The sequence below is a fragment of the Bacillus spizizenii TU-B-10 genome (genome assembly GCF_000227465.1).
Lineage (GTDB): Bacteria > Bacillota > Bacilli > Bacillales > Bacillaceae > Bacillus > Bacillus spizizenii.
Genome location: NC_016047.1, coordinates 3856182 through 3877653, shown reverse-complemented (window position 1 = coordinate 3877653; position 21472 = coordinate 3856182). Strand labels below are relative to the sequence as shown.

Below are 21472 nucleotides of genomic sequence, written 5' to 3'. Positions count from 1 at the left end.
GTGTACACGGTAAAAGAAAATGTCTCCAAAGAAGCGATTGAGAGTCTTCTCCAAAGCAGGCAGCTTACATTGGACGTTCCGTATCAATTCTCCCTCGGCCTTTTTGAAAACAGCAGGCTCCAAGGCGTCTTGCTTTACGAAGATTCTCTGTGGGAAAGCCAGATGCTTCAGAAGAAAGTCATGAACGTCAAACTTCTTGCGGCAAACAGCGCCGGGCAGTTGAAGAGGCTGTTTGAAGCTTTTTATTCTGTACGCCAAATGGATGAAACGGATTTTATCTTTGTTCGTGTTCCGGCTGAAGATATCGGAGCGGCGCATGTGATACAGCAGCAGCCATCCTCTTACTTTGTCGGCAGTTTGCTGAAGCTGGCGAAGCCCCCGTCTTTTTATGACAAAACAGCGCCGTTTTTTGAACTGGGCCCGCCTGAGCCTGGAGACACAGAAGCGATATGTGAGCTGGCCCGAGACTCGTTTACAAAAAGCAGATATTTTCAAGATCCTCATCTCAGCCGTGAAGCAGCAAACAAAATTTTTCAGGAGTGGACACGAAACAACCTGAATGGAAGGGCGGCTATAAATATTGCCGCTAAGCATAATGGCGAGGTCATCGGCTATCTTCAGGGCTTATCAAGAGACGATGAATGTATTCTCGATTTGATGGCTGTAAAGCCGGGGTTTGAAGGAAAACGTATCGCGTTTCATTTATTGGCGAATCTCATAGAACAACCGGAGACACAGAAGCATAAAACGGTAACAGCGGGGACGCAGCTTCACAATGTAAGGGCGATCCGCCTTTATGAAAGAATGGGCTTCACCGCTGAACAATCATACTATTATTATCATATTTGGCCGGGCAAGGAGGCGAAATAATGGCAGAGTTTCAGATCGCGAATAAAACTGTAGGCAAAGACGCGCCTGTATTTATTATCGCCGAGGCAGGAATTAATCATGATGGAAAGCTTGATCAGGCCTTTGCGCTGATTGATGCAGCGGCGGAAGCTGGAGCGGATGCCGTGAAATTTCAAATGTTCCAGGCTGATAAGATGTACCAGAAAGATCCTGGTTTGTACAAAACAGCGGCGGGTAAGGACGTCTCTATTTTTTCTTTGGTTCAATCAATGGAAATGCCAGCTGATTGGATTTCTCCGCTATTGGATTACTGCCGAGAAAAGCAGGTAATTTTTTTAAGCACAGTATGTGACGAAGGGTCAGCCGACCTGCTTCATTCCACCTCGCCGAGCGCTTTTAAAATCGCATCCTATGAAATTAACCATCTTCCGCTGCTCAAATATGTCGCCCGTATGAACAGGCCGATGATATTTTCAACAGCCGGAGCGGAGATTTCTGATATTCACGAAGCTTGGAGCACCATCAGGACAGAAGGCAATGATCAAATTGCCATTATGCATTGTGTGGCGAAATACCCTGCGCCGCCGGAGTACAGCAACCTCAGCGTCATTCCGATGCTTGCCGCCGCTTTTCCTGATGCGGTGATCGGCTTCTCCGATCATAGCGAGCATCCGACAGAAGCGCCGTGTGCCGCGGTTCAGCTCGGAGCAAGACTGATAGAAAAACATTTTACGATCGATAAAAACCTGCCGGGCGCCGACCACTCGTTTGCGTTAAATCCGGACGAATTGAAAGAAATGGTCGAAAGCATCAGGAAAACCGAGGCTGAGATGAAACAAGGAATCAGGAAGCCGGTCTCTGAAAAACTGCTTGGCAGTTCATACAAAACAACGACCGCCATCGAAGGAGAAATCCGAAATTTTGCATACAGAGGGATTTTTACAACGGCTCCGATTCAAAAAGGTGAAGCTTTTAGTGAAGACAATATCGCAGTGCTTCGCCCCGGGCAAAAGCCGCAGGGGATGCACCCGAGATTTTTTGAGCTGCTGACTTGCGGCGTTCGGGCTGTAAGAGACATTCCGGCCGACACAGGCATTGTCTGGGATGACATTTTAGTGAAGGACAGCCCGTTTCATGAATGACATTCTCTTTATCATTCAAGCCAGAATGGGGTCAACACGGCTTCCGGGAAAAGTGCTGCGTCGGCTCGGATCCAATCGCTTACTCGATATGATCGTTCACCGCGTCCGGCAAAGCGCCTTTTATCAAAAGGATCGGGATAATCTTGTCATCGCCACGTCTGATAAAGAAACTGACGACATATTAGAGGCGCACTGTGTTAAACATGGCTTTCGCGTTTTTCGCGGCAGTGAGGAACGTGTTCTCGACAGGTTTGTGAAGGTCATTGAGGCTGTCAAACCGACAGTTGTCATCCGGTTAACAGGTGAAAATCCGTTTGTTGATCCAGAGCTGCTCGATATGATGATTAAGGCGCATCTTGATCAAGGAGCGGATTATACGTATATCCTGAATACCCCGTTAGGGATTTGCGGCGAAGCGGTCAGCGCCAAGCTGTTAACAGACATCAGCCGGATTCAGGCGTTGGGGGATCAATATCAGGAGCATGTCACGTTATATATAAGGGATCATCCAGATCTTTATCACGTTCAATTTTTAGAGGCGCCGGAACAATTTCGCGGCCCTCAATACCGGCTGACCATTGACACAAAGGAAGACTATGAATCGATAAAGGCTCTTTATCAAAAAGCAGGCGAGCGCCCAGATATATCCGCCTCAGAGCTCATAAGTCTGCTGAACCGGAACCTTGGTGCGGCAAACGAACGAGAGGCTGAATAGCCATGCATATTGGGATTGTCGCAGACGGGGGTTATGAAAAGGGAATGGGCCATGTTGTCCGGATGAAGAGACTTGCGGATGAACTCAAACAGTGCTGCTTGATTACGTTTTATACGAATCAGGAGTCTGAACCATTTCTTCATGAAGAGCATTGGCATGTCATCGTAAAGCCGGAGCTGCAGCAGCACGAATTTATTCTCCGGGAAATAAAAAGCAAGAAACTTGATCTGGTTTTGTTTGATATTCTCGGCGCACCTGTTGAGCTGTTAAAGAAAATAAAGGCGGAAACAGATGCAAAAATTGTACTTTTTGAAGAGAAAAACGCCAAAGCGATTCATCAAAGTGACGCAGTCATCAACGGAATTTACGGCGATATCAAAAGCAGGGTGTACGATCAGGGAAACACCCGCATCTATGAAGGGCCGGATTATCTTATTCTTCACCCCGCCTTCCGAGCCGCAAGAAATGATTACACACTTAAGAAAAAATGCCGCAATATCGTTGTTGCATTAGGAGGAAGTGATCCGAAGCAGCTTGTTTTTAAAGTGCTGGCTGCAGCCGACCAAGTCCCCGCCATGAAAGACAAAAACATGATGTTTGTGATGGGGAGCGCTTCACCGCACCAAGAGGCGGTCCGAAGGCAGATTCAAAAGAAGCCGCAGTACACGGTGATCGGGCAAACAAATGATATGGCGGGTATGATGAAACAAGCGGATGCAGCCATTGTCGCCGGCGGCATCTCCCTGTACGAAGCCATTTGCATCGGCGTGCCGTGCCTCGTCCTTTCTCAGGTTGAGCACCAAACGGCAACAGCCAAAACATTCGCTGAGCTAGGCGCCGCTCTTGATCTTGGCTTGGGAGAGCTTGTATCGGATGAGACGCTTATCTATCAGATGTCACGAATCATCAGCAGCTATCCTCTTCGCCTTTCATTGCACAAAGGAGGAAGGCTGCTCGTGGATGGCAAAGGCATCAAACGGGTATCAGCTATTCTTTTAGATTTGTATGATCAAAAGGCATAAAAATGCATGTAAGGAAGTGTTAATGTGAAAGGTGTTATTTTAGCCGGAGGAAACGGCTCACGCCTTATGCCCTTAACGAAAGCCGTCAACAAGCATTTGCTTCCTGTAGGCCCGTATCCGATGATTTACTGGTCGATTATGAAGCTGGAGGAAGCCGGAATAAAAGACATTTTACTCATCAGCCAAAAAGAGCATATGCCGCAATTTTTCAAACTGCTTGGGAACGGGGAAGAGCTTGGCGTCACAATCACTTATCAGGTCCAGCCTGCCGCATCGGGCATTTCGGATGGTCTGTCTTATGCAAAACGCTTTACGAAAAAAGAGCCTTTCATTTTATTATTAGGTGATAATATATTCGAAGATTCATTAAAGCCTTTTACGGAGCGTTTTGAACAGCAGGGAAAAGGAGCAAAGGTGCTGCTGAAAGAAGTTGATGATCCGGAACGCTTCGGGATTGCTGAGATTGATGAGAAAAACAAGCGGATTCGTTCCATTATCGAGAAGCCCGCACATCCGCCGACCAACCTTTGTGTAACCGGCATTTATATGTATGATGCGGAGGTGTTTTCGTATATTGAACAAATATCACCGTCGAAGCGCGGCGAGCTGGAAATTACCGATGTGAATAATCTATACATCGAAAACAGCCAGCTTACGTATGATGTGTTATCAGGCTGGTGGGTCGATGCCGGAACTCACGAATCGCTTCATCTCGCCTCTCAGCTTGTACATCAGGCTTTACAGAAAGGACAGGACGAAAAGTGATGGCAAAATCATATTTAATTACGGGCGGAGCCGGCTTCATCGGGCTCACGTTTACAAAGCTCATGCTGAAGGAAACGGATGCACGCATTACCGTTTTAGATAAACTAACGTACGCCAGCCACCCGGAGGAAATGGAAAAACTAAAGGAAAACAGCCGATTTCGCTTTGTAAAAGGGGATATCAGCGTTCAGGAGGATATCGACCGGGCGTTTGATGAGACCTATGACGGTGTGATTCATTTTGCTGCGGAATCGCATGTGGACAGAAGCATTTCCCAAGCGGAGCCGTTTATCACCACGAATGTCATGGGGACATACCGATTGGCGGAAGCGGTCTTGCAGGGAAAAGCCAAGAAGCTGATTCATATTTCAACAGATGAGGTGTATGGGGATTTAGAAGCGGATGATCCCGCATTTACTGAAACGACGCCGCTTTCCCCTAATAACCCATACTCAGCCAGCAAAGCAAGCTCTGATTTGCTCGTGTTATCGTACGTAAAAACCCACAAGCTACCAGCCATTATTACACGATGCAGCAACAATTACGGCCCCTACCAGCACAGCGAAAAAATGATTCCGACGATTATCCGTCATGCGAAGCAAGGCCTACCGGTTCCGCTGTACGGCGATGGGCTCCAGATCCGAGACTGGCTGTTTGCGGAGGACCATTGCCGCGCCATCAAGCTGATTTTAGAAAAAGGAACCGACGGCGAGGTGTATAACATCGGCGGCGGAAATGAACGCACAAATAAAGAGCTGGCGAGCATCATCATGAAGCATCTGGACTGTGAGGAATTGTTCGCCCACGTGGAAGACCGAAAAGGGCATGACCGGCGCTATGCGATCAATGCTTCAAAGCTGAAAAACGAACTGGGCTGGCGGCAGGAAGTGCCGTTTGAAGAAGGCATTGCGCGTACGATTCGCTGGTATACAGACAATGACCGATGAGAAGGTGATCCGATTGACAAAGGTATTGGTGACTGGTGCGGGAGGACAGCTTGGCCTGGAACTGTGCCGCCAGCTGAAGCAAGCCGGGTATGAGGTCATTGCGTTAACAAAGAAGATGATGAACATTGCTGACCAGCGCTCAGTACGGCATTCGTTTGGCCATTATCAGCCGGATATCGTGGTCAATACGGCCGCGTTTACATCGGTTGATAAATGCGAGACAGAACTTGATAAAGCGTACTCGATTAACGGAATCGGCGCTTATTATACAGCGCTGGAGGCAACCCGCATCGGCGCTCAATATATTCATATCAGCACGGACTATGTATTTGACGGGAAAGGAACCCAGCCATACAGGGAAGACGATCCCCTCGATCCGAACACCATCTACGGCAAAAGCAAAAAGCTCGGAGAAGAACTGATTCGATTAGCAACAAAAGACAGCACGATTATCAGAACGTCGTGGGTGTACGGACATGGCGGCAGCAATTTCGTTCATACCATGCTGAGGCTTGCTGAAACGAAACAAGAGCTGCGGGTTGTAAGCGATCAAATGGGTTCGCCGACCTATACGAAGGATTTAGCAGAAGCGGTTATCAAGCTGTTCAGCCATCCGCCGGGCATCTATCATGTCAGCAATTCAGGCATATGCAGCTGGTATGAATTCGCGAAGGCCATTATGGAAGAAAGCGGACTGGCCACAGTCATTTTGCCTGTCACGACTGAAGAATACGGAAACAAAACGCCCCGTCCGGCTTACTCTGTGCTAAGCCATCGGGCCATTGAAGAAGCCGGTATTCGCCCTCGCCATTGGCGGGAAGCGCTACGGGAGTATTTGCAGGAGAGGAGCAGTGCGCGTGATTGATGGAGTCAAGGTGAAAAAATTGACGAAGCATAGTGACGACAGGGGCTTTTTTGCTGAGCTGGTTCGGGATGATGAGAACCTTCTTGAGCATTTCGGGCAGGCCTCTTGGTCGAAAAGCTATCCGGGTGTGATTAAAGCATTTCATTATCATGAGAAGCAGGATGATCTCTGGTTCTTCCCAACCGGCCACGCTCAGGTTGTCCTTTACGATCTGCGCGAGGACTCAAAGACAAAAGGAGAAACTGACGTCTATTATATGGGCGAAGACAACCCGATGCTGTTATTGATCCCAAAAGGGGTCGCTCACGGGTACAGAGTGCTGGGAGAAACGCCGCTGACGATTATCTACTTCACCACCATGTCGTATAATCCGGATCAGCCTGATGAAAAAAGAATTCCGTGGAATGATGAGACGATCGGTTTTAATTGGAATACCGAATTTAGATAAAGATAGGAACATGATCAATCGAAGAGCGGAGGCATCTTCGCCTTTTTTTTGTCCTTTTTTCAAAATAGGATAAAAGGTAGAAATCAACAGGTGGATGTGACTAGAAAAAGAGAGTAAATCGTCCATTCGACCCTTGTATATACAGGATGAAATTCTCAAAGAATCCCAAGTGTTTATATTCCTAAAAAAGCATTTACTTCCATGGAAAATGATGATAGATTAATTTTTAAGAAAAAGTAAGATAATTCGCGAATTATGGCAAAACACTTTTTCTGCAGAGGACGCTCTGGCCAATTCCGACAACTAATTGAGGGGGAAATGTCATGTTAAAAAGAACTTCATTTGTATCTTCATTATTCATCAGTTCAGCTGTCTTACTATCAATCTTGCTTCCTTCAGGCCAAGCTCATGCGCAGTCTGCATCAATTGAGGCTAAAACGATCAACAGCACAAAAGAGTGGACCACTTCTGATATTGAGGTAACATATAAACCAAATGCGGTGCTTTCTCTCGGAGCGGTAGAATTTCGTTTTCCTGACGGGTTTCATGCAACGACAAGAGATTCAGTGAATGGAAGAACACTGAAAGAAACACAGATATTAAACGATGGAAAAACAGTCAGACTCCCGCTTACGCTTGATTTGTTAGGCGCAACTGAATTTGACCTCGTCATGGTGCGTAAAACCCTTCCGCGCGCAGGCACTTATACAATTAAAGGCGATGTTGTAAACGGTTTGGGAATCGGCAGTTTTTATGCTGAAACGCAGCTGGTGATTGACCCTCGTTAATAAATAGATGTGATCAGAGACTGAGATGTTTTCAGTCTCTTTTTTTTGTTGATTAAAAAAACTGGTACGGATCTTGCATGATAATAAGGGTGAATCCAATGTAGAAAGGAATTGGCCGGTTGAATTTTTAAAGCGCTTACATTTCTGGCTGGTCAAAAAAACAATGAGGTGAAAAAAGATGTCAGCAAAGCAAGTCTCGAAAGATAAGGAAAAAGAAGCTCTTAATTTATTTCTGTCTACCCAAACGATCATTAAGGAAGCCCTTCGAAAGCTGGGCTATCCGGGCGATATGTATGAACTTATGAAAGAGCCGCAGAGAATGCTCACTGTCCGCATTCCGGTAAAAATGGATAACGGCAGCGTCAAAGTGTTCACAGGCTACCGGTCGCAGCACAATGATGCGGTCGGTCCGACAAAGGGAGGCGTGCGTTTCCATCCTGAAGTCAATGAAGAGGAAGTCAAGGCATTATCCATATGGATGACGCTCAAGTGCGGGATTGCCAATCTTCCTTACGGCGGCGGAAAGGGCGGTATTATTTGTGATCCGCGGACAATGTCTTTTGGAGAATTGGAAAGGCTGAGCAGAGGATATGTCCGTGCCATCAGCCAGATCGTCGGCCCGACAAAGGATATTCCGGCTCCCGATGTGTACACCAACTCGCAAATTATGGCCTGGATGATGGATGAGTACAGCCGGCTGCGGGAATTCGATTCTCCGGGCTTTATCACAGGAAAACCGCTCGTTTTAGGCGGATCGCAAGGCCGGGAAACAGCAACGGCACAGGGGGTCACGATTTGTATTGAAGAGGCGGTGAAGAAAAAAGGGATTAAGCTGCAAAACGCGCGGATCATCATACAGGGTTTTGGAAATGCGGGAAGCTTTCTGGCGAAATTCATGCATGATGCGGGCGCGAAGGTGATCGGGATCTCGGATGCCCATGGCGGTCTCTACAACCCGGACGGTCTTGATATCCCTTATTTGCTCGATAAGCGGGACAGCTTCGGCATGGTCACCAACTTATTTACAGACGTCATCACAAATGAGGAGCTGCTTGAAAAGGATTGCGATATCTTAGTGCCTGCGGCAATCGCCAATCAAATCACAGCCAAAAACGCACATAACATTCAGGCGTCAATCGTCGTCGAAGCGGCAAATGGTCCGACAACCATTGATGCCACGAAGATCCTGAATGAAAGAGGCGTGCTCCTCGTGCCTGATATCCTGGCGAGTGCCGGCGGCGTCACGGTTTCTTATTTTGAATGGGTGCAAAACAACCAAGGATATTATTGGCCAGAAGAAGAGGTCGCAGAAAAACTGAGAAACGTCATGGTCAATTCGTTCGAAACAATTTATCAGACAGCGGCAACACATAAAGTCGATATGCGCTTGGCGGCTTACATGACAGGCATCAGAAAATCGGCAGAGGCATCGCGATTCCGCGGGTGGGTATAAATTCGGAAGGGGAGATATCCTCTTCTGATGCAAAGAAATTTTGCGTTTATCCTTTGCAGGAAGAGTGAGACCTGCAAATAAAATTTGCGTTTCATGGTCGGAGAAAGAGAAAGGTGTCGGCTAATAGACAAATTTCCATTTGATTCAACAAGTTTTTTCAGCAAAAGACAAAAAAATGGCATGGTTCTTGCATTTTTATTCATACGAAAACATATTTCATGACATAAGGGGGACTACATATGACAGTTTCATACGCACACGAACCATTTACTGATTTTACGGAAGCAAAGAATAAAACATCATTTCAAGAGTCATTGGCATTTGTAAACACTCAGCTCGGCAAGCATTATCCGCTTGTCATAAATGGAGAAAAAATAGAAACGGACCGCAAAATTGTTTCCATTAATCCGGCAAATAAAGAAGAGATCATTGGGTACGCGTCTACAGCGGATCAAGAGCTTGCTGAAAAAGCGATGCAAGCTGCACTGCAGGCATTTGAATCTTGGAAAAAACAAAGACCGGAGCACCGCGCGAATATCCTCTTTAAAGCAGCGGCTATTTTGCGCAAAAGAAAGCATGAATTTTCAAGCTATCTTGTAAAGGAAGCAGGAAAACCGTGGAAGGAAGCTGATGCGGATACGGCTGAAGCGATAGACTTTTTAGAGTTCTACGCGCGGCAAATGTTAAGCCTCAAGGAAGGGTCTCAGGTGAAGAGCCGTGCAGGCGAGTTCAATCAATACCATTACGAAGCGCTTGGCGTCGGCATCGTCATTTCTCCATTTAATTTCCCGCTTGCGATTATGGCAGGTACAGCGGCGGCTGCAATTGTGACAGGGAATACGATTCTCTTAAAACCGGCTGACGCAGCCCCAGTAGTAGCTGCAAAATTTGTCGAGGTCATGGAGGAAGCGGGCTTGCCAAACGGCGTTCTGAATTACATCCCGGGAGATGGAGCGGAGATCGGTGATTTCTTAGTGGAGCATCCGAAAACGCGGTTTGTCTCATTTACAGGTTCCCGTGCAGTCGGCTGCCGGATTTATGAGCGTGCCGCCAAAGTGCAGCCTGGCCAAAAATGGCTGAAGCGGGTGATTGCTGAGATGGGCGGAAAAGACACGGTGCTTGTCGACAAGGACGCTGATCTTGACCTTGCTGCCTCCTCTATCGTGTATTCAGCATTCGGATATTCAGGACAGAAGTGTTCAGCAGGCTCCCGCGCGGTCATCCATCAGGATGTTTATGATGAAGTGGTGGAAAAAGCTGTAGCGCTGACGAAAACGCTGGCTGTAGGCAATCCGGAAGATCCTGATACGTATATGGGTCCCGTGATCCATGAAGCGTCCTACAATAAAGTCATGTCATATATTGAAATCGGCAAATCTGAAGGCAAGCTGTTGACCGGCGGTGAAGGCGATGATTCAAAAGGCTACTTTATTCAGCCGACGATCTTTGCAGATGTTGATGAAAACGCGCGCCTGATGCAGGAAGAAATTTTTGGCCCGGTTGTGGCGATCTGCAAAGCGCGTGATTTCGATCATATGCTGGAGATTGCAAATAACACGGAATACGGATTAACAGGCGCTCTGCTGACGAAAAATCGCGCACACATTGAACGGGCGCGTGAGGATTTCCATGTCGGAAACCTATACTTCAACAGAGGCTGTACCGGGGCGATTGTCGGCTATCAGCCGTTCGGCGGTTTTAATATGTCTGGAACAGACTCAAAAGCAGGCGGCCCGGATTATTTAATTCTTCACATGCAGGCCAAAACAACGTCCGAAGCTTTTTGATTTGAGAGAAATAAAATCGTGCGATCCTTGAGCGGATCGCACGATTTCAACTTTTGATCAGGAGGACAATTTATGCTATATACAAAAATCAGTCACATGAAGCCGGCTGAAAGAGTGGAGGCGCTGACAACGTCTCTGGTCAGTCTCAGCAGTGTGAACGGCACTGTCGGAGAGGGGACAAAGGCAAATTTTATCAAAGAAGTGATCATGAGCTATCCTTATTTTCAGGAAAATCCTGAACATGTGTGGGAACAGGCTATTCCTAACGACCCATACAATCGTAAAAATATTTTTGCATTTATTGAAGGACATGGAGAAAGCCGAAATACTGTCATTTACCATGCCCATCTGGATACAGTCGGAATAGAAGATTTCGGCCCTTTAAAGGATATTGCTTTTGATTGCGAGAAATTGGCCGAGTACTTCAGCCGTTATGAATTCGATCAAGATGTTCAGCGGGATGCCGAATCAGGTGAGTGGATGTTCGGAAGAGGATCTGTCGATATGCAAAGCGGCATCGCTGTTCATTTAGCCAACCTTCTGCATTTTTCAGAGAACCTCCATACACTGCCGGGAAACCTATTGTTTATGGCAAATCCGGATGAGGAGAGTCAGCATTCCGGCGTTCTCGCCAGCATTTCAGAGCTGAACCGGCTAAAAAAAGAAAAACAGCTTCATTATCTGGCTGCCATTAATACGGATTTTATTACGCCGCTTTACGATGGTGATAAGACAAGGTATATCTACACCGGAGCCGCGGGGAAACTGCTGCCTTGCTTTTACATCTACGGGCGAGAAGTACATGTTGGCGATACGCTGGCAGGCATTGATCCAAATTTGATTTCATCAGAAATCACACGCTGTCTCCACAATAACATTCAGCTGGCAGAAAAGATCGAAGGAGAGTTGGTACTGCCCCCATCCTGTTTGTATCAGCGCGATAATAAGGAATCCTATAATGTGCAAACGGCTGTCAGCAGCTGCTTGTATTTCAATTATTTTATTTATGAAAGAACAGCAAAGGAAATTATGGATCTGCTTATCGAAGTTACTGAGGAAGCATGCCGGGACACAGAACAAAAATTATCAGATTATTATGAAGAATATGTAAAGAGAACCAATCTGCCGAAGAAACACTTAACATGGGACATTCAAGTGTACAGTCTGGAGCAATACTTAGAAAAGCTGAGAAGCCGCGGCGTAGATCCCGAGCAGTGTATCGAGCAGGCATTCAAAGCCAATGAGCACCTCGAACTTCGTATGAGATGCTTTCAGGCAATCGAAGAGCTTCAAAAGCTTGACCCCGATCAAGGCGCAAAAGTCATTCTATTTTACGCACCTCCTTACCTGCCGCATAACTATTTAAAAGAAGATAGCACAAGAGATCAGCTTTTGGAGCATGTGATTAAAGAAGCGGCTGACAAAACCGCTGAATCGACAGGCGAAACATTTGTCTTCAAAAAGTTTTTCCCCTACTTGGCAGACGGCAGTTTCTTATCGCTGCACGAAACCGATGGCGAAATTGATTCCTTTATCAGAAACTTCCCTGGGTGGAATATGATTGGAACCATTCCGTTCAAAGACATACGCAAGCTGAATATTCCATCCATTAACATGGGCGTTTACGGAAAAGACGGCCATAAATGGACGGAACGAGTCTATAAACCGTACACATTTCACGTTTTGCCTCACCTCATACAGCAGACCACTGTTCATCTTTTGCAGAGCTACCGGATGACCATCACGGCAAAAGAACCAAAGGGGGAAGGATGATGCAGGATCATCATAATGAATTGCAGCGCAGCATGAAAAGCAGGCATTTGTTTATGATTGCATTAGGAGGGGTGATTGGAACCGGGCTGTTTTTAGGCTCCGGCTTTACCATCAGCCAGGCGGGACCGCTCGGTGCCATTGCCGCGTATATCATCGGCGGATTTTTAATGTATCTTGTCATGCTTTGTTTAGGAGAACTGGCTGTTGCCATGCCGGTGGCCGGATCGTTTCAGGCCTACGCCACTAAATTTCTGGGACCGTCGACAGGCTTTATGATCGGGTGGCTGTATTGGTTCAGTTGGGCGAATACAGTAGGCTTGGAGCTGACGTCAGCAGGCATTTTGATGCAAAGGTGGCTGCCCTCCGTTCCTATTTGGATATGGTGTCTTTTGTTTGGCATCGTCATCTTTTTGATTAATGCGCTGTCTGTCAGAAGCTTTGCCGAAATGGAGTTTTGGTTTTCAAGCATCAAAGTGGCAGCGATCGTATTATTTATCGTGATCGGCGGAGCCGCTGTGTTTGGCTTGATTGACTTTAAAGGCGGACAGGAAACGCCATTTTTGTCTAACTTTATGACTGATAGAGGGCTTTTCCCTAATGGGGTGCTGGCCGTTATGTTTACGCTGGTCATGGTGAATTTCTCCTTTCAAGGGACGGAGCTTGTCGGCATTGCGGCAGGGGAAAGTGAAAATCCGGAAAAAACACTGCCAAAGTCCATTCGAAATGTCATTTGGCGCACACTGTTTTTCTTTGTGCTCGCGATGTTCGTCCTGGTTGCCATTCTTCCCTACAAAACGGCGGGGGTTATTGAAAGCCCGTTTGTAGTAGTGCTCGATCAAATCGGCATCCCATTTGCAGCTGATATCATGAACTTTGTTATCTTAACGGCGATTTTGTCTGTTGCCAATTCAGGATTGTATGCTGCGTCGCGCATGATGTGGTCACTTTCATCAAATAAAATGGGCCCTTCCTTTCTTACCAGGCTGACAAAAAAAGGCGTGCCGATGAATGCCTTGCTGATTACACTTGGCATTTCCGGATGTTCGCTGCTGACAAGTGTCATGGCTGCAGAAACGGTGTATTTATGGTGTATTTCAATCTCTGGTATGGTGACAGTTGTCGCATGGATGTCCATTTGTGCGTCGCAATTTTTCTTTCGCAGACGTTTCCTCGCTGAAGGCGGAAACGTGAATGACCTGGAGTTCAGAACGCCGCTTTATCCGCTAGTCCCGATTCTCGGATTTTGTTTATACGGATGCGTGTTGATCAGCCTCATTTTCATTCCGGATCAAAGAATCGGCTTGTACTGCGGCGTGCCGATCATTATTTTTTGCTATGCGTACTACCATCTGAGCATCAAAAAACGCATAAATCATGAACCGATTGAACAAGAGCAGGCAGAGGTCCAATAAAAAAGCTCTCCGGAAAACCGGAGAGCTTTTTTACGTGTTGCGTCTGACAAGAAAACAGTTTTTTAAATGAAATATATAAATCTATATTGATATTTAAATGAAAATAATAAAAATGATAAAGATTTCGTTCGTATTGTGAATTGTGAAAAAACAATGCTAAACTATAATTCAACTTTATGATAAGAAGATTATGGAAGAGGTGTTTGATAAAGAATGAACAGCAAACAAAACAATGACATCAAAACAAAACATCATTTTCCACTATTGTTAGCATTGGCTTTAACGATGGGGGTATTTGCTGCCGGATCTGAAGAACTTGTCATCTCACCGCTGCTGCCGGATTTGGCAAAAGCCTTCAATTCAGATGTCAGTGTCCTTGCGTTATCTATCAGTATTTACGGCGTTATGATTTTTATCGGTGCGCCGCTACTGGTTCCTTTAGGTGATAAATACTCCAGAGAACTAAGTTTAATGGCGGGGCTTATGATCTTTATCATAGGAACAGTGATATGCGCTTTGGCTCAAAATATCTTTTTCTTCTTTTTAGGCCGTGCGCTGTCGGGGTTAGCTGCGGGAGCGTTTGTGCCGACCGCTTATGCAGTTGTAGGAGACCGTGTTCCTTATACATATCGGGGCAAGGTGATGGGACTGATTGTTTCAAGCTGGTCGCTGGCACTGATCTTCGGTGTGCCGATCGGATCATTTATCGGCGGTGTCCTGCATTGGAGATGGACATTTTGGATCTTCGCCTTGATGGGCGTTCTGGTTGTTCTGCTGATCCTGTTTGAAATGCGTCGTCATGCCGAACATAAAAACAGTGGCAAGGAAGAAAAAGAAGAGCCGGCTGGAACATTCCGGGACGCGCTGAAAGTCCCGCGCGTACCCGTTTATATCACGATAACCTTTTGTAATATGATTGGTTTTTACGGTATGTATTCATTTTTAGGCTCCTATCTTCAGGACGTTTTTACCGGAGGAAATACAGCTGCGGGCTTATTTATCATGATTTACGGCATCGGATTTTCCATGAGTGTCATTACAGGAAAGATTGCCGACCGCATCGGAAAAATGCGCTCCCTTTTGATTGCACTGGGGGTCATCAGCGTGCTGCTGGCATGTTTAGCCTATGCGCCGGCTTCAATGATTCTGTTAATTGTCAGCCTGTTTATTTGGGGATTAATGCAAAGCTTGACGGTGACACTGCTTAGCACCATTTTGAGTGACTGCTCAGAGCATCATCGTGGGAAAATCATGGTGTTTTACAGCCTCGCCTCGAATCTGGCTGTGACATTAGGATCTGCTTTGATGGGGCCTGTATATGTAGGGTACGGGTTTGCAGCCGTCGGATTGATTTGCGCCGCCATCACAGTGCTCGGATTTGTGCTCAGTGTATTCGCATATAAAAAGTACGGCAAGTATGAGCAGAAAGCTGATCATTCCTTATCCCAATAAACAAAGTTTCTAAATTCCTATAATAAAAAACCCTTCTTTGAGGGTTTTTTTGTTTGTATAGGAATAATTATCAATATTTTCAAAAAATGTTGACAGTTCAATTGTCGCTGGATAAAATTTACTTAAAATTTAAAAGATTGGTTGGTGCTCATGATTATATTGGATAATAGCATTCAGACAAAAAAAAGAACTGATTCAATATCCAAACTCATTACAGTCAACACGCTCGGCCCTGAGGGGACAAGCAGTGAGTACGCAGCAAAACATTTCATTTCCAATTTTACTCTTCTTCAGGGGCTGAACAGTAAATTGTCCTTGCATGATACTTTTGAATCATGTATCGAAAGGACGCTTCAAAGCCCGCTAGAATATACCATCGTCCCACACGCTTATGACGGCATTAAGCATTTCTACATGAGGCCGGATTTGCAGCTTTTGCAGATCTTCAGGTGCGATACACCGATGTACGGCCTGGCTGTTCGTCCTGATTTTGAATTCAGCGACGATATGCTTGATTCATCTGTTATCGTTTCACATCCTTCACCCATTAATTTAATCAAATATTTTACCCGCAAAGATGTACGTTTCAAACTGGTCAATTCGACCAGTCAAGCTGCAAGAAAAGTAAAAGAAGGCTTATATGACATTGCCTTAACCAATGAGCTTGCACGGCAAAAGTACGGGCTTACATTTGTGAAAACATTTAAAAGCATTCCTATGAGCTGGTCATTATTCGGAAAAGGAGACGTTGATTATGAAAACTAAAGAAGATATGCAGGAGCTTTATTTCCCGACACCGAAATTAATAGAATGGGAAAATGGAGTGAGACAGTATTCAACCGTGCGCGGCGACACTGAGGTATTAATGTCTTACGTTCCGCCGCATACCAACGTTGAACCCCATCAGCATAAAGAAGTCCAAATCGGCATGGTCATTTCTGGCGAGCTGATGATGACTGTCGGAGATGTGACGAGAAAAATGACGGCCTTGGAATCTGCCTATATTGCGCCGCCTCATGTGCCTCACGGGGCAAGAAACGATACAGACCAAGAAGTCATTGCGATCGATATCAAGCGGCTGAAAGCTGATGAAACATATACAAGTCCTGAGGACTATTTTTTGAATATTTTTAAAACAAGAGACCTATTGCCTGGCATGGAAGTCACGTTCTTTGTTGAGGACTGGGTGGAAATCATGCTGGCCAAAATCCCTGGAAACGGTGGAGAGATGCCTTTCCATAAACATCGGAATGAACAAATCGGCATCTGCATCGGCGGAGGTTACGACATGACGGTCGAAGGCTGCACGGTGGAAATGAAATTCGGAACAGCCTATTTCTGCGAGCCTCGGGAGGATCACGGCGCCATCAACCGTTCCGAAAAAGAATCAAAATCAATTAACATCTTCTTCCCGCCGCGCTACAACAGAGCAAAAGCAAAAAAAATAAAGGCGGATGAGTAATCATGAACCTTATCGATAAAACTGTCCTCATAACAGGAGGCGCATCAGGAATTGGTTATGCGGCGGTTCAAGCTTTTTTGAACCAGCAGGCCAACGTGGTTGTGGCGGATATTGACGAGGCGCAGGGAGAAGCAATGATCCGGAAAGAAAATAATGACAGGCTGCACTTTGTGCAAACAGACATCACAGACGAAGCTGCCTGTCAGCACACTGTTCAATCGGCGGTCGATACATTTGGAGGGCTGGATGTATTGATTAATAATGCGGGCATTGAAATCGTGGCTCCCATTCACGAGATGGAGCTCAGCGATTGGAACAAGGTGCTGCAAGTCAATTTGACCGGCATGTTTTTAATGAGCAAGCACGCACTCAAGCATATGCTCGCTGCCGGCAAGGGCAACATCATTAATACGTGCTCAGTCGGCGGACTCGTGGCATGGCCTGATATTCCTGCTTATAACGCCAGCAAAGGAGGCGTTTTGCAGCTGACGCGGTCAATGGCCGTTGATTATGCGAAACATCAAATTCGCGTCAACTGCGTATGCCCGGGAATTATCGACACACCGCTAAATGAAAAATCATTCCTTGAAAATAATGAAGGCACACTTGAAGAGATCAAAAAAGAAAAGGCAAAGGTAAATCCGCTGCTGAGGCTCGGGAAACCCGAAGAAATTGCAAACGTGATGCTGTTTTTAGCCTCAGATTTATCAAGCTATATGACCGGAAGCGCCATCACCGCAGACGGAGGATACACCGCACAATAAAGAAGGAGTGTTTTACATATGGAGAGAAAAACAGTATTGGTCATCGCTGATCTTGGAGGCTGCCCGCCACACATGTTTTATAAAAGCGCTGCTGAAAAATATAACCTGGTTAGCTTTATTCCAAGACCTTTTGCAATTACAGCCTCCCATGCAGCACTGATTGAAAAATACTCGGTCGCGGTCATAAAAGATAAAGACTATTTTAAGAGTTTAGCTGATTTTGAGCATCCTGACTCCATTTATTGGGCGCATGAGGATCATGACAAGCCTGAAGAAGAGGTTGTCGAGCAAATCGTCAAGGTTGCCGAAATGTTTGAGGCGGACGCCATCACAACAAACAATGAATTATTCATTGCTCCGATGGCGAAAGCCTGTGAACGCCTGGGCCTGAGGGGCGCCGGCGTGCAGGCAGCCGAAAATGCCAGAGATAAAAATAAAATGAGGGACGCTTTTAATACGGCCGGAGTCAAATCGATCAAAAACAAACGAGTCACAACTCTTGAGGATTTTCGTGCTGCACTTGAAGAGATCGGCACACCTCTTATCTTGAAGCCTACATACTTAGCGAGTTCAATCGGCGTAACGCTGATAACCGACACGGAGACGGCAGAAGATGAATTTAACAGAGTCAATGACTATCTCAAATCGATTAACGTGCCGAAGGCGGTCACATTTGAAGCGCCGTTTATTGCTGAAGAATTTTTACAGGGTGAGTACGGAGACTGGTATCAAACAGAAGGGTACTCCGACTATATCAGCATAGAAGGCATTATGGCTGATGGTGAGTATTTTCCAATCGCCATTCATGACAAAACGCCGCAAATTGGATTTACAGAAACATCACATATTACGCCGTCCATTTTGGATGAAAAGGCGAAAAAGAAAATTGTCGAAGCTGCTAAAAAGGCAAATGAAGGGCTTGGACTGCAAAATTGCGCAACACATACAGAAATCAAGCTAATGAAAAACAGAGAACCGGGTTTAATAGAGTCGGCAGCCAGATTCGCCGGCTGGAATATGATTCCTAACATTAAAAAGGTTTTCGGCCTTGATATGGCGCAATTATTATTAGATGTTCTCTGTTTCGGAAAAGATGCTGATCTGCCGGACGGGTTATTGGATCAAGAGCCTTACTATGTTGCTGACTGCCATCTGTACCCTCAGCATTTCAAACAAAATGGCCAGATCCCTGAAACTGCTGAGGATTTGGTGATCGAAGCGATCGATATTCCGGACGGGCTATTGAAGGGTGATACAGAAATCGTTTCTTTTTCGGCTGCGGCACCAGGCACATCAGTTGATTTGACGCTGTTTGAAGCCTTCAACTCCATTGCTGCATTTGAACTGAAAGGCAGCAATTCACAGGATGTGGCTGAATCAATCAGACAAATTCAGCAGCATGCGAAGCTGACGGCAAAGTATGTGCTGCCAGTATGAAACAGTTAAAACCCAACTCTAAATACTTGCTTTACGGGCAGGCGCTATCGTTTATGGGAGACTATTGTGTTCTCCCTGCACTGCTCATTTTGTCTACATATTATCACGATTATTGGGTGACGTCGGGGGTCATCGTGGTCAGAAGCATTCCGATGGTGTTCCAGCCATTTTTGGGGGTTCTGGTCGACCGGTTAGACAGAATTAAGATCATGCTGTGGACGGATATCATCAGGGGCATCATCTTTTTGGGGCTCACATTTCTTCCAAAAGGCGAGTATCCGCTGATTTTTCTGGCCTTGCTGTTTATTTCTTATGGAAGCGGCGTGTTTTTTAACCCGGCCCGTCTCGCTGTCATGTCATCATTGGAATCAGATATTAAAAGCATCAACACGTTATTTGCAAAAGCGACGACCATCTCCATCATCGTCGGGGCAGCTGCCGGAGGGCTTTTTCTGTTAGGCGGTTCTGTAGAGCTGGCTGTTGCCTTTAACGGTGTGACATACTTGATTTCGGCCATTTTTATCAGCCGCATTAAGCTGCAATTCGTGCCGATTCAATCTGAAAACATAAAAGAGGCCTTTCAGTCTTTTAAAGAAGGACTCAAGGAAATCAAAACCAATGCTTTCGTATTAAACGCCATGTTTACGATGATTACGATGGCTTTGCTGTGGGGAATTGTGTACAGCTATTTTCCGATTGTCAGCCGCTTTTTGGGTGACGGGGAAATCGGCAACTTTATTCTCACATTCTGCATCGGCTTCGGCGGCTTCATTGGGGCAGCGCTTGTCAGCAAATGGGGCTTTAACAACAATAGAGGCCTGACGTACTTTACCGTTTTATCCATTGTCTCGCTGACGCTGTTTTTATTCACGCCGATCTTCGCTGTCTCTGTCATCGCCGCAATCCTCTTTTTCATCGCGATGGAATACGGGGAAGTGCTTGCAAAGGTGAAGGTTCAGGAGAACGCGGCGAACCAGATTCAAGGGCGCATTTTTTCGGTGGCGGAAGCGTCGATCGGATTATGCATTTCTGTTGGTTCGATGTTAATCAACGTCTTTAACGCTCCAGTCATTATGGGGCTGATTGTTGTGATCGTAAGCGGATTGTTTCTGCATACGAAGCTCGTCAACAAATCGTTTTTGGAACGGGATAACAAAACGGAGCAAAAAGGAGTCTTTTAGATGGAAATAACACCGTCCGACGTCATCAAGACACTTCCAAAGCAAGAGTTTTCTCTCGTTTTTCAAAAGGTGAAGGAATTGGAAAAAACGGGGGCCCATATCATTAATCTCGGACAGGGAAACCCTGATCTTCCGACTCCGCCGCATATTGTGGAGGCTTTGCGGGAGGCGTCTCTGAATCCTTCATTTCATGGATACGGCCCATTCAGAGGCTATCCTTTTTTGAAGGAAGCGATCGCTGCTTTCTATAAAAGAGAATACGGGGTGTCAATCAATCCTGAAACGGAAGTTGCGCTCTTCGGCGGCGGAAAAGCCGGCTTATATGTGCTGACACAATGCCTGCTTAATCCGGGAGACATCGCTTTGGTCCCGAATCCAGGCTACCCTGAATACCTGTCAGGAATTACGATGGCGCGAGCTGAGCTGCACGAAATGCCGCTGTATGAAGAAAATGGCTATCTGCCGGATTTTGAAAAGATCGATCCCGCTGTGCTGGAAAAAGCAAAGCTCATGTTTTTGAACTATCCGAATAACCCGACGGGAGCTGTGGCCGATGTAGCTTTTTATGCAAAAGCGGCTGCTTTTGCGAAAGAGCACAACATCCACTTGATTCATGATTTTGCGTACGGCGCGTTTGAATTCGATAAAAAGCCGGCCAGCTTTCTTGAGGCAGAGGATGCCATAGCTGTCGGAGCAGAGCTTTATTCATTTTCAAAGACATTTAACATGGCCGGCTGGAGAATGGCGTTTGCCGTCGGGAATGAGAAGATCATTCAGGCCGTCAATGAATTTCAGGATCATGTATTTGTCGGCATGTTCGGCGGATTGCAGCAGGCGGCAAGTGCCGCGCTTTCAGGAGATCCGGAGCAAACGGAATCCTTAAAACGAATCTACGAGGAACGAATTGACTTTTTTACGGAGCTGTGTGAAAAGGAACTGGGCTGGAAGATGGAAAAGCCAAAAGGAACGTTTTACGTATGGGCTGAAATTCCGACAACGTTTGAGACATCTCACCAATTCTCCGATTACTTGCTGGAGCATGCCCATGTCGTTGTCACACCGGGCGAAATATTCGGAAGCAACGGAAAAAGGCATGTCAGAATATCGATGGTGTCGAAGCAGGAGGATTTGCGGGAGTTTGTCATGCGGATTCAAAAGCTGAACCTGCCGTTTGCATCATTACAAGAAGCATCCCGCTAAAAAGCGGGAT

At 46.1% G+C, this 21472-nt stretch carries 20 protein-coding genes; all 20 read left to right on the top strand.

The genetic code is table 11. The features are described from left to right. The 20 genes from GYO_RS41450 to bacF all read left to right on the top strand — a co-directional run bounded on the left by GYO_RS41450 (position 1) and on the right by bacF (position 21462). A complete protein-coding gene (locus GYO_RS41450; RefSeq protein ID WP_014115593.1) occupies positions 1–870 on the top strand; it encodes a GNAT family N-acetyltransferase in 870 nt (289 codons plus the stop codon). Next, positions 870–1991, top strand: coding sequence for an N-acetylneuraminate synthase family protein (locus GYO_RS41445; protein WP_014115592.1), 1122 nt, complete (start codon positions 870–872; stop codon positions 1989–1991). The genes GYO_RS41450 and GYO_RS41445 overlap by 1 nt, the downstream gene beginning before the upstream one ends. Then, entirely contained in the window at positions 1984–2706 is a 723-nt protein-coding gene (locus GYO_RS41440; protein ID WP_014115591.1) for a glycosyltransferase family protein, read from the top strand. Before GYO_RS41445 ends, GYO_RS41440 begins: the two co-directional genes overlap by 8 nt. Positions 2707–2708: 2 nt before the next feature. Then, positions 2709–3728: a PseG/SpsG family protein gene (locus tag GYO_RS41435; RefSeq protein ID WP_041521098.1), complete on the top strand. Its 1020-nt coding sequence runs from the start codon at positions 2709–2711 to the stop codon at positions 3726–3728. Positions 3729–3752: 24 nt separating this feature from the next. Beyond that, a complete protein-coding gene (locus tag GYO_RS41430; RefSeq protein WP_014115590.1) occupies positions 3753–4493 on the top strand; it encodes a sugar phosphate nucleotidyltransferase in 741 nt (246 codons plus the stop codon). Next, positions 4493–5440, top strand: a complete 948-nt coding sequence (rfbB, locus tag GYO_RS41425) for a dTDP-glucose 4,6-dehydratase (protein WP_014115589.1) — start codon at positions 4493–4495, stop codon at positions 5438–5440. The genes GYO_RS41430 and rfbB overlap by 1 nt, the downstream gene beginning before the upstream one ends. 13 nt (positions 5441–5453) lie before the next feature. Then, positions 5454–6305 (top strand): dTDP-4-dehydrorhamnose reductase, encoded by an 852-nt coding sequence (gene rfbD, locus GYO_RS41420; RefSeq protein ID WP_041521097.1) that lies wholly within the window; start codon positions 5454–5456, stop codon positions 6303–6305. Next, a complete protein-coding gene (locus GYO_RS41415) occupies positions 6298–6753 on the top strand; it encodes a dTDP-4-dehydrorhamnose 3,5-epimerase family protein (protein ID WP_003222100.1) in 456 nt (151 codons plus the stop codon). Before rfbD ends, GYO_RS41415 begins: the two co-directional genes overlap by 8 nt. Positions 6754–7076: 323 nt before the next feature. Beyond that, positions 7077–7541 (top strand): biofilm surface layer hydrophobin BslB, encoded by a 465-nt coding sequence (gene bslB, locus GYO_RS41410; protein ID WP_003222098.1) that lies wholly within the window; start codon positions 7077–7079, stop codon positions 7539–7541. Between the two features lie 178 nt (positions 7542–7719). Next, positions 7720–8994: a glutamate dehydrogenase gene (gene rocG / locus GYO_RS41405; protein ID WP_014115588.1), complete on the top strand. Its 1275-nt coding sequence runs from the start codon at positions 7720–7722 to the stop codon at positions 8992–8994. A 239-nt stretch (positions 8995–9233) separates the two neighbouring features. Next, on the top strand, positions 9234–10781 hold the full coding sequence (gene pruA / locus GYO_RS41400) for an L-glutamate gamma-semialdehyde dehydrogenase (RefSeq protein WP_014115587.1): 1548 nt from the start codon (positions 9234–9236) through the stop codon (positions 10779–10781). 72 nt (positions 10782–10853) lie between these two features. Further along, positions 10854–12554 (top strand): M20 family metallopeptidase, encoded by a 1701-nt coding sequence (locus tag GYO_RS41395; RefSeq protein ID WP_014115586.1) that lies wholly within the window; start codon positions 10854–10856, stop codon positions 12552–12554. Continuing rightward, positions 12554–13966 carry an amino acid permease gene (locus GYO_RS41390; RefSeq protein ID WP_014115585.1) on the top strand — a complete coding sequence of 471 codons (1413 nt, stop codon included), beginning with the start codon at positions 12554–12556 and terminating at the stop codon, positions 13964–13966. Before GYO_RS41395 ends, GYO_RS41390 begins: the two co-directional genes overlap by 1 nt. A 213-nt stretch (positions 13967–14179) precedes the next feature. Next, complete coding sequence (locus tag GYO_RS41385) at positions 14180–15418, top strand: MFS transporter (protein ID WP_014115584.1); 1239 nt, start codon at positions 14180–14182, stop codon at positions 15416–15418. A gap of 150 nt (positions 15419–15568) precedes the next feature. Next, positions 15569–16183: a prephenate decarboxylase gene (gene bacA / locus GYO_RS41380; protein ID WP_014115583.1), complete on the top strand. Its 615-nt coding sequence runs from the start codon at positions 15569–15571 to the stop codon at positions 16181–16183. Continuing rightward, positions 16173–16880 carry a 3-((4R)-4-hydroxycyclohexa-1,5-dien-1-yl)-2-oxopropanoate isomerase gene (bacB, locus tag GYO_RS41375; protein ID WP_003222084.1) on the top strand — a complete coding sequence of 236 codons (708 nt, stop codon included), beginning with the start codon at positions 16173–16175 and terminating at the stop codon, positions 16878–16880. Before bacA ends, bacB begins: the two co-directional genes overlap by 11 nt. Positions 16881–16882: 2 nt before the next feature. Continuing rightward, positions 16883–17644 (top strand): dihydroanticapsin 7-dehydrogenase, encoded by a 762-nt coding sequence (bacC, locus tag GYO_RS41370; RefSeq protein WP_014115582.1) that lies wholly within the window; start codon positions 16883–16885, stop codon positions 17642–17644. Positions 17645–17662: 18 nt separating this feature from the next. Further along, positions 17663–19081 (top strand): alanine--anticapsin ligase, encoded by a 1419-nt coding sequence (gene bacD, locus GYO_RS41365; RefSeq protein WP_014115581.1) that lies wholly within the window; start codon positions 17663–17665, stop codon positions 19079–19081. Then, complete coding sequence (gene bacE / locus GYO_RS41360) at positions 19078–20262, top strand: bacilysin exporter BacE (RefSeq protein ID WP_041521096.1); 1185 nt, start codon at positions 19078–19080, stop codon at positions 20260–20262. The genes bacD and bacE overlap by 4 nt, the downstream gene beginning before the upstream one ends. Beyond that, a complete protein-coding gene (gene bacF, locus GYO_RS41355; protein ID WP_014115579.1) occupies positions 20263–21462 on the top strand; it encodes a transaminase BacF in 1200 nt (399 codons plus the stop codon). It begins immediately after the preceding gene. Positions 21463–21472 lie beyond the last annotated feature (10 nt).

Excerpts from the sequence above, each read along its gene's own strand:
- GYO_RS41445 (WP_014115592.1), top strand. The coding sequence starts at position 870 with ATGGCAGAGTTTCAGATCGCGAATAAAACTGTAGGCAAAGACGCGCCT.
- GYO_RS41440 (WP_014115591.1), top strand. The coding sequence starts at position 1,984 with ATGAATGACATTCTCTTTATCATTCAAGCCAGAATGGGGTCAACACGG.
- GYO_RS41435 (WP_041521098.1), top strand. The coding sequence starts at position 2,709 with ATGCATATTGGGATTGTCGCAGACGGGGGTTATGAAAAGGGAATGGGC.
- rfbB (WP_014115589.1), top strand. The coding sequence starts at position 4,493 with ATGGCAAAATCATATTTAATTACGGGCGGAGCCGGCTTCATCGGGCTC.
- bslB (WP_003222098.1), top strand. The coding sequence starts at position 7,077 with ATGTTAAAAAGAACTTCATTTGTATCTTCATTATTCATCAGTTCAGCT.
- rocG (WP_014115588.1), top strand. The coding sequence starts at position 7,720 with ATGTCAGCAAAGCAAGTCTCGAAAGATAAGGAAAAAGAAGCTCTTAAT.
- pruA (WP_014115587.1), top strand. The coding sequence starts at position 9,234 with ATGACAGTTTCATACGCACACGAACCATTTACTGATTTTACGGAAGCA.
- GYO_RS41395 (WP_014115586.1), top strand. The coding sequence starts at position 10,854 with ATGCTATATACAAAAATCAGTCACATGAAGCCGGCTGAAAGAGTGGAG.
- GYO_RS41390 (WP_014115585.1), top strand. The coding sequence starts at position 12,554 with ATGCAGGATCATCATAATGAATTGCAGCGCAGCATGAAAAGCAGGCAT.
- GYO_RS41385 (WP_014115584.1), top strand. The coding sequence starts at position 14,180 with ATGAACAGCAAACAAAACAATGACATCAAAACAAAACATCATTTTCCA.
- bacA (WP_014115583.1), top strand. The coding sequence starts at position 15,569 with ATGATTATATTGGATAATAGCATTCAGACAAAAAAAAGAACTGATTCA.
- bacB (WP_003222084.1), top strand. The coding sequence starts at position 16,173 with ATGAAAACTAAAGAAGATATGCAGGAGCTTTATTTCCCGACACCGAAA.
- bacC (WP_014115582.1), top strand. The coding sequence starts at position 16,883 with ATGAACCTTATCGATAAAACTGTCCTCATAACAGGAGGCGCATCAGGA.
- bacD (WP_014115581.1), top strand. The coding sequence starts at position 17,663 with ATGGAGAGAAAAACAGTATTGGTCATCGCTGATCTTGGAGGCTGCCCG.
- bacE (WP_041521096.1), top strand. The coding sequence starts at position 19,078 with ATGAAACAGTTAAAACCCAACTCTAAATACTTGCTTTACGGGCAGGCG.
- bacF (WP_014115579.1), top strand. The coding sequence starts at position 20,263 with ATGGAAATAACACCGTCCGACGTCATCAAGACACTTCCAAAGCAAGAG.